The sequence below is a fragment of the Amycolatopsis sp. NPDC058986 genome (assembly GCF_042741125.1).
Taxonomy (GTDB): Bacteria; Actinomycetota; Actinomycetes; order Mycobacteriales; family Pseudonocardiaceae; genus Amycolatopsis.
In genome coordinates, this window is record NZ_JBHYJW010000043.1 from 58513 (window position 1) to 69614 (window position 11102).

General features: G+C 69.0%; 10 protein-coding genes. 4 read left to right on the top strand and 6 right to left on the bottom strand.

Annotated features, from left to right (window positions below; genetic code table 11):
* Positions 1–19 precede the first annotated feature (19 nt).
* Both ACFW0G_RS31300 and ACFW0G_RS31305 read right to left on the bottom strand, forming a co-directional pair.
* Positions 20–1246: a DUF445 domain-containing protein gene (locus ACFW0G_RS31300; protein ID WP_378329033.1), complete on the bottom strand. Its 1227-nt coding sequence runs from the start codon at positions 1244–1246 to the stop codon at positions 20–22.
* A gap of 56 nt (positions 1247–1302) precedes the next feature.
* Positions 1303–2532 (bottom strand): DUF445 domain-containing protein, encoded by a 1230-nt coding sequence (locus ACFW0G_RS31305; protein ID WP_378329034.1) that lies wholly within the window; start codon positions 2530–2532, stop codon positions 1303–1305.
* Between the two features lie 127 nt (positions 2533–2659).
* Between ACFW0G_RS31305 and ACFW0G_RS31310 the strand changes: the two genes are divergently transcribed.
* The gene (locus tag ACFW0G_RS31310) at positions 2660–3502 is read left to right on the top strand and encodes a hypothetical protein (RefSeq protein WP_378329035.1); all 843 of its coding nucleotides are present in this window, start codon (positions 2660–2662) and stop codon (positions 3500–3502) included.
* Positions 3503–3511: 9 nt separating this feature from the next.
* On the opposite strand, the gene ACFW0G_RS31315 is transcribed toward ACFW0G_RS31310, so the two are convergent.
* The 4 genes from ACFW0G_RS31315 to ACFW0G_RS31330 form a co-directional block, all read right to left on the bottom strand.
* Positions 3512–4954: an FGGY-family carbohydrate kinase gene (locus ACFW0G_RS31315; protein ID WP_378329036.1), complete on the bottom strand. Its 1443-nt coding sequence runs from the start codon at positions 4952–4954 to the stop codon at positions 3512–3514.
* Entirely contained in the window at positions 4951–6288 is a 1338-nt protein-coding gene (locus tag ACFW0G_RS31320; RefSeq protein ID WP_378329037.1) for an MFS transporter, read from the bottom strand. The genes ACFW0G_RS31315 and ACFW0G_RS31320 overlap by 4 nt, the downstream gene beginning before the upstream one ends.
* A 442-nt stretch (positions 6289–6730) precedes the next feature.
* Positions 6731–7522: a DeoR/GlpR family DNA-binding transcription regulator gene (locus ACFW0G_RS31325; protein ID WP_378329038.1), complete on the bottom strand. Its 792-nt coding sequence runs from the start codon at positions 7520–7522 to the stop codon at positions 6731–6733.
* A 4-nt stretch (positions 7523–7526) separates the two neighbouring features.
* Entirely contained in the window at positions 7527–8144 is a 618-nt protein-coding gene (locus ACFW0G_RS31330) for a histidine phosphatase family protein (RefSeq protein ID WP_378329039.1), read from the bottom strand.
* 73 nt (positions 8145–8217) lie between these two features.
* On the opposite strand from ACFW0G_RS31330, the gene ACFW0G_RS31335 reads away from it, so the two are divergent.
* Genes ACFW0G_RS31335 through ACFW0G_RS31345 form a run of 3 tightly spaced genes read left to right on the top strand, consistent with a single transcriptional unit; the run spans position 8218 to position 11049 of the window.
* The gene (locus tag ACFW0G_RS31335) at positions 8218–8901 is read left to right on the top strand and encodes an HAD family hydrolase (protein WP_378329040.1); all 684 of its coding nucleotides are present in this window, start codon (positions 8218–8220) and stop codon (positions 8899–8901) included.
* A 1-nt stretch (position 8902) separates the two neighbouring features.
* A complete protein-coding gene (locus tag ACFW0G_RS31340) occupies positions 8903–10594 on the top strand; it encodes a dihydroxyacetone kinase family protein (RefSeq protein WP_378329041.1) in 1692 nt (563 codons plus the stop codon).
* Entirely contained in the window at positions 10594–11049 is a 456-nt protein-coding gene (locus ACFW0G_RS31345; RefSeq protein WP_345406389.1) for an RpiB/LacA/LacB family sugar-phosphate isomerase, read from the top strand. The genes ACFW0G_RS31340 and ACFW0G_RS31345 overlap by 1 nt, the downstream gene beginning before the upstream one ends.
* The last annotated feature ends 53 nt before the right edge of the window (positions 11050–11102 follow it).

Below are 11102 nucleotides of genomic sequence, written 5' to 3' on the forward strand. Positions count from 1 at the left end.
CACCGGGACATCACACGAGTCAGTGCAACAGGGCGAGAACCTGCAGCTCACCGACGAGGCCGCCGATCAACGCGCCGACCGCGATCAGCTTCCACTCGTCCTGCCGGAACGCCGGGCGCAGCAGCTGTTCGAACTCCAGCGCGGTCAGCCTGCGCATGCGATCGACGATGGTGTTGCGCACGTCGAGCGCGTTGACCGCGTACGCCTCCGCGTGCCGGATCGTCTCCGGAACACGCTCCGCCGCCTTCGCCGCCGCGACCTGCTTCATCTCCTGGAACCGCTTCGTGCCGACCGCGATCGCGACGAACGGCTTGACGACGCTGGCCTGCTGGTCGATGGTCCGCTGGACCTCGCGGGTGATCATGGTGAACAGCCGGTCCGACTTCGGCCCGCGCAGCACCGCTTCCAGCAGGTTCGGGATCGTGATGATCTCGCGCGCGATCATGTCGCCGTAGTCGGCGGCGACCTCGTCCCGGCGCTTCTGGAAGATGCCCTGCCAGGTGTAGAGGCCGAAGAACCGCTTCGGCTCGCGCGGCAGGAAGATCATCTTCAGCGCCAGCCAGTCGGTGACCCAGCCGATGCCCAGCCCGAACAGCGGCAGCACGATCGGCGACTTCGTCAGCGCCCACACCACCAGCTGCACACAGCCGAGCGCGAAGCCGAACCAGATGCCCGAGCGGGCGATGAACCGCATCTCCGGCCGCGAGATGTCCCGGATCAGCCGGTTCAGCAAGGCCTTGTCGCGGACCAGGTTCTCCACGACCATGTGCTTGAGGTCGAGGACGTCCTCGATGTTCTCCGCGATCTCCCGCATGATCTTGGTGATCGCCTTCGGCGCCTCGGCCTGGACGCGCTTGAGCAGCAACTGCTGCGCGGTGTTCGGCAGCATTTCCCACAGCCGGGGCTGGTATTGCTCCATGACCTCGCGGGTGACGTCCTCGACCACCCGCAGCAGTGGCTGCTCGATCTCCTTGGCGACCTGGCCGGGGTCGAGGCGGGCGAAGATCTCCCGGGGGTCGACGAGGTTCGTCGTCAGCATGTCGGTGGCCGTGGTCGCCATCCGCTCGGCGTTCGCCGGGAGTACGCCCTGCCAGCCGAAGACCGGTTTGACGCCGACGAATTCGAGCGGCCGGAACATCATCTCGATGGCGACCCGCTTGGTGACGTAGCCGATCAAGGCCGCGATGAACGGCATCGTGAGGTAGACCTGCCAGTGCTGGTGCAGGTCGGCGATGACGGCGTCCACGCCCGGAACGTTATCCCGTGCGGGGCGGACACTCCGGATTCGGGCTCGTCGGCGGGTCAGTGGAGCAGCAGGAGCACCTGGAGTTCACCGACCAGACCGCCGATGATCGCCCCGACGGCGATCAGTTTCCACTCGTCCTGCCGGAACGCGGGCCGCAGGATCCCCTCGAACTCGATCGGGGTGAGCTGCTGCATCTTCTCGACGATGGTGTTCCGGACGTCGAGCGCGCCGGTGGCGTAACTCTCGACGTGCTTGACGGTCTCCGGCAGATACGCGATCGCCTTCGCCGCGGCCGCGCGTTTCATCTCCTGGTACTGGCGTCCGCCGACAGTCAGCGCGACGAGCGGCTTCGCGATGCTCGTCTGCGTGTCGATGGTGCGCTGGACCTCGCGGGTGATCATCGCGAACAGCCGGTCCGATTTCGGCCCGGCGAGCACGGCCTCCATCACGTTGCGCACGGTCAGCACCTCGTCGGCGATGAGCGCGCCGTAGTCGGCGGCCACCTGACGGCGTCGTTTCTGGAACATCCCCTGCCAGCGGAAGAAACCGAAACCACGCGGTTCGCGGGGATAGAAGATCATCTTGAGTGCGAGCCAGTCGGTGACGAACCCCGTGACGAAGCCGAAAAGCGGCATGATCAACGGCTGCTTCGTCAGTGCCCACGCGACGAACTGGACGAGTCCGATCACGAATCCGAAGTAGATCCCGGACCGCGCGATGAACTTGAACTCCGGGGCGGCGACCTCGCGGATGAGCCGGTTGGTCAGCGACTTGTCCCGCACCATCGCGTTGATCAGCATGTCGTTGACATCGAGGACTTCGTCGATGTTCGTCGAGACTTCACGCATCAGCCGCTTGACGGCCTTGGGCGCCTGCGCGCGGACCTGATCGACGAGCATCCGCTGCGCCTGCGTGGGCAGCAGTTCCCACAGCCGCGGCTGGTACTGCTCCATCACCTCCCGCGTGACGTCGTCGACCGCCTTCAGCAGTGGCTCTTCGAGTTCCTTGACCATCTCCTCGGGGTCGAGCCGCGCGAAGATCTCTCGCGGGTTGACGAGGTTCTTGGTCAGCAGATCGACGGCGGTGGTCGCCATCCGCCGCGCGTTCGCCGGGATCACGCCCTGCCAGCCGAAGACCGGCCTGATGCCGACGAATTCGAGCGGCCGGAACATCATCTCGATCGCGACCCGCTTGGTCAGGTAGCCGATCAGCGCGGCGATGAGCGGCATCGTGGCGTAGACGTGCCAGTGGGCGCGGATGTCGGCGAGGATCGCCGGAATGTCCACTTTGGCCTCCCGCTGCTAACGCCCTGTCAACAAAGCAGGATGCCATGCGTGACCGGGGGGTCCAAATATCGTAATGAAGCCGTTCGGCGGTATTTGCGCGCGGACCCGCGCTCACTAAGGTGGCGCAATGGTCGCTCCCGAGAAGTCCGAGCCCACCCCGAAGACCGCCCAATTCGCCGTCACCGTCCGGGGTTACAACCAGCGTCAGGTCGACGAGCGCCTCACCGAGCTGATCGCTCAGCTCAAGGAGGCGGCTCGCGGTCGCGACGAGGCCGTCGCGACGTCCGGAGAACTTTCGAAGGCACTCAGCTACGCGCAGCAGGAGCTGGCGGAGGCCAAGGCCGCACTGGTGCGGCTGAACTCCAGCCCCACCGGCGCCGGTGCGATGGCCGAGCGTGTCCGCATGATGATGCAGCTCGCCGAGGAGGAGGCCGCCGATCTGCGGACCGCCGCCGAAGCGGACGCGACGTCGACGCGGGAGGAGGCGGACAAGTACGCCCACGAGACCCAGCGCACGAGTGACAAGCTGGCCAAGGAAGCGCAGGACGAACGCGAGAAGCTGCTTGCCGACACCCGCGCGGAGATCGAGCGGCTCGAAGCCGAGGCGAGCAAGAAGCGCGAGCAGCTCGACAAGGCCGCGCAGGACGCCCGCGCCGAGGCGGACAAGAAGGCCGAGGAGGAGGCAGCGGCCAAGCGCGCCGAGGCCGACCGGATCGCGGGCGAGGAGATCACGGCCAAGAAGGCGCAGACCGACGCCGCCCTCGCCGACGCCACCGCCAAGCAGACCGAGGCCGACAAGCAGCGGACGCTGGCGCTCGAACTGCGTGCGAAGGTCGCCGAGCGGCTCGCCGCCACCGACGCCGCCGTGCAGGAGGCTGTCCGGCTGCTGACGCCGTCGGACGAGGCCGCCGAGCCCGAGCCTTCCGCCTCGGACGACAACGCGCCGAGCCCCACGCCGCGGGAAGGCTGAACGCGCGGGTCAGCGTTGCGTGGTGGCGTACAGCTCGCTGTCGATCCACCCGCGTTCATGCAGTGCTGCGCAAAAACGCTGGTAGGAAGCGAAAAGCGCATCCTGCTCGGCCATCTCGGGTTCGATCAGGGTGCCCCCGGGCAGCTCCCCGCACACCGCGGTGAGACCGCCCGGGAGCACCCCGGCCGCGGCGAGCAACGCCGCGCCGTAGCCCGTCTCGGCGTTCGGGGCGACGCGCAGGCCGAGCCCGGTCACGCTCGCCCGGATACGTGTCCACAGTGGACTGCGGCTGCCGCCGCCCGCCGCCAGCAACGGGCCCGTCACTTCCACGCCGAGCCGGCGTAGATGGTCCAGGGCGAGACGTTCGAGGAAAGCGACCCCTTCGAGCCGCGCCCGGTGCAGCTCGGTCTCGTCCGCCGGGGTGCCGAGCACGAACCCCTCGGCCTCCGCGCTGCCGAACGGAAAGCGTTCCCCGGTGCGCCGCAACGGGTAGGCGATGATCCCGGCGGGCCCGCGCGCGGCCGCCGCGGCGTCGAGTGCGGGGAGATCGGGTTCGCCGGAAACGGCCTCGCCACCGGTGTTCGAGGCCCCGCCCGGCAACCACCAGCCGTCGGGATGGCGGTGGCTGTAGACGACTCCGGTCGGATCAGGGACCAGCTCGGCCGTCACTCCCTTGAGGACATACGTGGTGCCGAGAATCCCGACGAACTGGCCGGGCGCGACCGCACCGGCCGCGAGCTGTCCGGCGCAGCCGTCGGTCATCCCGGCGACCACCTCGCATCCCGCCGGAAGCCCGGCGACGGGCTGGGGGACCCGGCCGAGCACAGCGGTTGGCGCGACCACCGGCGGGAGCAAGCTTTCGGGCACGCCCAGCCCCGCGAACACCTCGTGTGGCCATTCGCGGGCGCGAGGGTCGTAACCGCTCTTCAACGCGTGTGACCAGTCGGCCGCGACCGGGCCGCCGGTCAGCTTCGCCGCGATCAGATCCGCGGTGTGCTGGATCTTCGTGACCTCGGGTGCGTGCTCGGCGAGCCAGGCGATCCGGCCGAGCGCCGAGGTCGCCGACACCCCGGACCCGAGCGCCCGCCAGCGTTCGGCGCCCAGCTCCGCCGCTTTCGCGTTGTACTCGGCGCCGCGCCGGTCGTCGTACATCAGCGCCGGGCCGATCGGCTCGCCGCGGGTGTCGACTCCGGCGATGGTGCCCGAGGTGGCCGCGATCGCCACCGCGGACACCTCGGATCCGTGGCCGGGCAGTGCGGCGGTGACCCGCCCCAGTGCCGCCTCGGCGGCGGGCCACCACGACCTCGCGTCCTGCTCGCTGCGTCCGCTCCCGTCCCTGACCGGCGCGGCCAGCGGTTCGGCGGCGGAGGCCAGCACGGTGCCGCCGCGCACCGCGAGGGCGCGGACCCCCGCGGTGGCGACGTCGAGGCCGATGGTGACCAGCTCGTTCACGCTGTCGCGACCTTCTCTCCGACTTGTTGCAGGCTCGCGTCCTCCGCGATCGCCTTTTCGGTTTCCTCGGGCAGTTTCAGGAAGCGCACCAGCACCGCGGCGACGAGGTAGAGCACCGCGAAGATGATGACCACGCCCGCCGCCCCGGCCGGGCCGAGGAACAGGCTCACGATCGCCGGGCCGACGAACGCGGCAGCGCCCGCGCCGAGGTTGAGCAGTGCCATCGCGCCGCCCTTGTGGTCCGGTGCCAGCGAGGGCAGCAGCGCCGAGATCGGCACGAATCCGGCGAGCGTCGCGCCGTACAGCGCGCCGACGATCAGTGCGAGCCAGTAGTACTGCGCGCCCATCGCCACCGGGACGAAGTACAGCAGCAGGATGGAGATCGCGCAGCCGACCGCGCCGAACCAGAAGATCGTGGTGCGCCAGCCGATCTTGTCGCTCAGCACGCCGAAGATCAGGTTGAAGAAGATGTTCGTCCCGTAGATCACCGACACCAGCAGCAGCCAGCGGCTTTCGCCGAACCCGATCTGGCTGATGAAGATCGTCGGGAAGAACACGAGCATGCCGAACTCGGGAGCGGTGTTGATGACGCGGACGATCATGCCGATCCCGACCCGGGGCTTCTTCCACGCGATCGACACGCTGGACACCAGGCTCTGCACGGGTTTCACCTCCGGCGGAGCCAGCCGCGAGTACCCGGTGCGCTGCCGGACGCCGAAGATCGCGATCAGGCCGCCGAGTGCGAGCAGGCCGATCGAGACCCACAGCGTTCCGTAGTGCCCGAGCAGCGGGTTGGTGAAGCTGGCGACGAGCGCGCCCAGCGTGGGCAGCCCGCCGGTGAAGGCGAAGTAGAACCAGCCGACCGCCGCGCCGAGCCGCGCGACCGGTGCCACCGCGGTGATCCACACCAGGAAGCCGAAGGCGAACATCGGGTAGCCGAAGCCGCGGATCCCGTAGAAGACCAGCATCAGCGGATAGTTCTCGGTGCCGACCGCAGCGACCAGGAAGAGGACGTCGAACACCAGCCAGATGGCGAGCCCGGCCATCATCACCCGGCGTGGCCCCCACAGATCCGACAGCGCGCCGGACAGCCAGGACGCCAGCATCACCGCGACGCCGTACACAGTGATCACATAGGACGCCCTGATCTCCGTGCCGGCGCCGTTGCTCGCCATGAACGGCGCGATGAAGCCGGATTCGACCCCGTCACCGATCATGAACAGCAGCAGGCCGACGTACCCGCAGAACAGGGGTGCGGGCAGCCCCCACCTCGTGAGCACACGGGCGAATCCGCCGCTCCGCGCTGGGGACAACCCCGATGTTGTCTGGCTCATGCACGCCTCCATGCGTCGAGTTCAACGTATCATGGACCGTGTTAACTTCGCACACAAGATGTTAGTTCGAACTTCTTCGTGTTAACTCGGGGTGTCGTCGCGCGGCTACCCACCGCGTCGATCTTGGGTTGTCCCTGAAGGACGCCTTCAGTGCGTTGGCCGTGCTGAAGGACGCCTTCAGTACATCGAGCGCACTGAAGGCGTCCTTCAGCACATCGGTCGTCGGGGAGCGTCGAGTACGTCGCGAACGACGCTTTCGCGACGTTGAACGTCTCCATCGCGTCGTTCGCGACGTCGCGCTGGGGTTTGGGGCGTCTGAGCGGTCCGTCCGTGCCGCTGGGAAGTGCCGAGGGACGCCTTCGGTGCATTGGCTGCGACGAGGGCGTCCCTCGGTGCGTTCAGTGCACCCAGGGCGTCCCTCGGCTCATCGGCCCCGGCGAACTCAGTCCGCGACGGCGACCTTCACCCGGTTCCGCAGTTCGTCGAGCACGTGCCGGTCCGTGCCGGCGTCGACGATCAGCAGGTCGAAGTCGGAAAGCGGGGCGAGCCGGTGCAGCGCGGCGCGCGACATCTTGCTCGAGTCCATCAGCAGCACCTTCTGCCGCGCGCTCGCCAGCATCGCCCGCTTGATCATCACGATCTCGGGCTCCTGGTGGAACGTCTGCTCGGTGTTCATCGCCGACGTCGAGACGAAGGCGACGTCCACCGAAAGCCGCTCGATCGCCTCCAGGCTCTGCATCCCGAGGAACGAGTCGTGTGTGCTGGAGTAGTCGCCGCCGATGCAGATGAGCCGGACCTCGTCGAGCTGTTTCAGCAGATCGAGGGCACCGAGATAGTTCGTCGCGACGGTCAGCGGCGCGACGTCGCCCAGCAGTTTCGCCAGCGCCAGCGCGCTGGTCGAGTCGTCGAGCAGGACCGACATCCCCGGCTCGACCTCGTCCAGTGCCCGCCGCGCGATCGATGCCTTGGCCTCCGCGTGCGCCTGCATCCGGTACTCGGCGTTGCTCTCGAACACCGTCGAGGGCATGGCCGAAACCCCGCCGCGGTACTTGCGCACCAACCCCTTGCGCACGAGCTCGTCCACGTCCCGGTGCACGGTCATGTGACTGACGCCGGACAGTCGCACCAGCTCCAGGATCGACGCCGAACCCTTCGAGAAGATCGTGTCGACCAGCATCTGCTGGCGGCGGTCGCGGGAGTGGGCGCTGCCGCTCGTCGGTTTCTCGCTGGACATGGGTTCAGTATCGCGCGTTCACCGGAGTGTTGAAGCGGAGCAGGGCGGTGTTTCCGCCGTCGATCCGCAGTTCGGTGAGCGCGACGTTGTCCACGCGGGGGAACACCGTGCGGTACGTCCTCAGTGGAATGCCTAGCATCGCGCACAGGACCAGCCGGAGCAGCGTGTTGTGCGCGACGACGAGCGCGGTGCCGCCGTCGGCCGCCGCGGCGACCTCGCGGAGCGCGGCCACCCCGCGTGCCGTCACCTCGGCGGGCGGTTCGGAGCCGGGGAACGCGCCGTCCACCGGATTCGCCAGGAAGCGTTCCAGTGCCACGGGATCGGTCTCCCGCAGCTCCTCGCGAGTCCGGCCCTCCGCGATGCCGAAGTGCGATTCACGCAGGCCCTCGACGATCGTCGGGGTCATCCTGAGCGCGGTCGCCGTGGGCTCCATCGTGCGGATCGCGCGCTGCTGAGGAGAACAGAACAACGCCGTCGGCTTCGCGTCGCGCGCGTAACCCGCCAGCGCTTCCGCCTGGTGGAGCCCCTCCGCGGTCAGCGCCACCTCGCTGCTGCCCGCGTACCTGTTCTCCGCGTGCCACTCCGTCTGACCGTGCCTGGCCAGCAGCAGTCGTGTGACCACTGTTCCTCCTCGCTCTTGCGAATATCTCATCGACGATGTTAATTTAACATGGTCCGCGTGAAAGGGGATCTTGATGGGGCTCGGTGCGGTGGTATTCGACCTGGACGGCGTCCTGGTCGACAGTGAACACCTCTGGGAGGAGAACTGGGTCGCCTACGCGGCCCGGCACCAGATCGAGTGGACGGCTGAGGACACCGCGTCGGTGCAGGGGATGAGTGCCCCCGAATGGGCTGCTTACCTGGCGCGCCGGTGCGGCGAACCGGGCCGTGCGCGCGAAGTGGAGCAGGCCGTTGTCGACGGCATGATCGCGTCGATCGACGCAGGTGAGGCGCCGCTGTTGCCGGGTGCGGGCGCCATGGTGCGCGAGGTCAGCGCGCGGGTGCCGGTCGCGCTCGCGTCGTCCGCGGCCCGCCGGGTGATCGACGCGGTGCTCGAAAAGCACGAGCTGACCGGCGAGTTCACCGCGACGGTGTCGAGCGCCGAGGTGGCGCGGGGCAAGCCAAGCCCGGACGTGTACCTGGAGGCGGCGTCCCGGCTCGGCAGGTCCGGCGCGGAATGTCTCGGTGTGGAGGACTCCAGCAACGGGATCCGCGCGGCCGCGGCCGCCGGGCTGACCGTGATCGCGCTGCCGAACCCGACGTACCCGCCGAAGCCGGACGCGCTGGAACTCGCCAGCGCGGTGGCGGAAAGCAATGACGACGTACGCCGGAAGCTGCTGGCCTACCTGGCCGGCGACCCGGTGGCGGCAGGAGAATGACATGACGACTCTCGGTACCGCGGAGACGTTCAAGCGCGAATGGCTGGACGGGTTCGCCACCGCGTACGGCCGCACGGTCCGCAAGGTGCCCGGCGCCTACGGCGTCGTGCGCCGCGAGGACACGCGGCCCGGCAAGGTCGCGGTGGTCATCGGCGGTGGCTGCGGGCACTACCCGGCGTTCGCCGGGCTGGTCGGGCCTGGCCTCGCCGACGGCGCGGTGGTGGGTGACGTGTTCACCAGCCCGAGCGCCGAGCAGGTGTACCGCACCGCGCGGGCGGCCGAAAGCGGTGCCGGAGTCCTTTTCGGATACGGGAACTACCAGGGCGACGTGCTCCACTTCGGACTGGCCGCGCGCAGGCTGGCCGCCGAAGGCGTCGAGAGCCGCACGATCCTGGTCACCGACGACATCGCGAGTGGTCCCGCGGAGAATCCCGAGCGTCGTCGTGGTGTCGCGGGCGACTTCCTGGTGTTCAAGATCGCCGGAGCCGCAGCCGAGCGCGGTGACGACCTCGCCGGGGTGTACGCGGCGGCCGAGAAGGCGAACTCGCGGATCAGGACGTTCGGTGTCGCGTTCGGCGGCTGCACCCTGCCCGGCGCGGCCGAGCCGCTGTTCACCGTCGGCGAGCGGGAGATGGAGCTCGGGCTCGGGATCCACGGCGAGCCCGGCGTGCGCACGGTCGGCAGGTTGTCCGCGGCCGAACTGGCGGACGAGCTGGTCGACGGGCTGCTGCCCGAGCTTCCCGGGGGTGACGGGCGGATCGTGGTGCTGCTCAACGGTCTCGGCCGCACCAAGTACGAGGAAATGTTCGTCACCTACACCCGGGTGCACGAGCGGCTGGCCGCGGCGGGGCTGAGCCCGCTGCACACCGAGGTCGGCGAGTTCGTGACCTCGCTGGACATGGCGGGCGTTTCGCTGTCGGTCATGGTGCTGGACGACGAACTGGCGGAGCTGTACGCGGCACCGTGTGACACCCCGGGCTACCGCAACACCGGTTCGGTGCTGGCGAAGGTCGACCTGGAGTCCACAGTGGACGAACTGCTGGCCGAGACACAGCCGGGCAGCACCGTGGTGGACAGGGCGCTGACGGCGGCGTTGCACAGCATCGAGGCGAACGAAGACGAACTGGGCAGGCTGGACGCCGTCGCGGCGGACGGTGACCACGGGCTCGGCATGACTCGCGGGATGCGCGCGGCGGTGGCCGCGGCGCGGCGGGACAGCGAGACGATCTCCGGCGCGCTGCTCGCGGCGGGCACGGCGTTCGCCGACGCCGCCGGTGGTGCGTCCGGCGCGCTGTACGGCGTCCTGCTGGCGGAAACCGGCGCCGGGCTGAGCGGTCTCGACGGCGACGAAATCACCGCCGAGAGCCTTGCGGCGGCAGTGGAGGAAGCCGTGCGTGCCTTCGTCGAACTCGGCAAGGCCGAGCCCGGTGACAAGACGATGCTCGATGCGATCGAGCCCTTCCGCACGGTACTGCGGGAACAGGCGGAGGAGGGCGCGGGCATCGCGCAGGCCTGGCGGAAGGCGGCTTCGGCGGCGGTGACAGCGGCCGAGTCGACCGCGCACCTGGTGCCCGCCAAGGGACGTGCCGCGCGGCTGGCGCAGCGCAGCAAGGGACACCCCGATCCCGGGGCCGTCTCCTTCTCGCTGCTGGTCACCGCTGTCGGCGAGGTTGTGGGAAAGGACGAGAACTGATGCGGATCGTGGTGGCGGCGGACAACGCCGGGGTCGGGCTGAAGGACCAGCTGCGGGATCTGTTGCTCGCCGACGAACGCGTCGACGAGGTGACCGATCTCGGCGTGGCCAGCGGTGCCGACGAGCGGGCTTACCCGTTGCTCGGGCTGGCGGCCGCCGAGACGATCGCCCGCGGCGAGGCCGATCGCGGGGTGCTGGTCTGCGGCACCGGGATCGGCATGGCGATCTCGGCCAACAAGGTGCCCGGTGTGCGTGCGACGGTCGCGCACGACTCCTACTCCGCCGAGCGGTCGATCAAGTCGAACGACTGCCAGGTGATCACGTTCGGCGCCCGCGCGATCGGCCCCGAGCTGGCCAAGAAGATCGTCACCGAATGGGTGGGGTACCGCTTCGATCCCGGCTCGCCCAGCGCGAGCAAGGTCGCGCATATCACCGAGTACGAGAAAGCTCACTGAAGCGTTCGCCGCGCGGTTGACGAGTACGCGGCACGGGTTCTTACTGGAACAGC

What these genes read in the sequence shown, in the direction of transcription:
- ACFW0G_RS31340 (WP_378329041.1), top strand. Translation starts at nt 8,903, where the DNA reads ATGACGACTCTCGGTACCGCGGAGACGTTCAAGCGCGAATGGCTGGAC.
- ACFW0G_RS31345 (WP_345406389.1), top strand. Translation starts at nt 10,594, where the DNA reads ATGCGGATCGTGGTGGCGGCGGACAACGCCGGGGTCGGGCTGAAGGAC.
- ACFW0G_RS31320 (WP_378329037.1), bottom strand. Translation starts at nt 6,288, where the DNA reads ATGAGCCAGACAACATCGGGGTTGTCCCCAGCGCGGAGCGGCGGATTC.
- ACFW0G_RS31310 (WP_378329035.1), top strand. Translation starts at nt 2,660, where the DNA reads ATGGTCGCTCCCGAGAAGTCCGAGCCCACCCCGAAGACCGCCCAATTC.
- ACFW0G_RS31335 (WP_378329040.1), top strand. Translation starts at nt 8,218, where the DNA reads ATGGGGCTCGGTGCGGTGGTATTCGACCTGGACGGCGTCCTGGTCGAC.
- ACFW0G_RS31325 (WP_378329038.1), bottom strand. Translation starts at nt 7,522, where the DNA reads ATGTCCAGCGAGAAACCGACGAGCGGCAGCGCCCACTCCCGCGACCGC.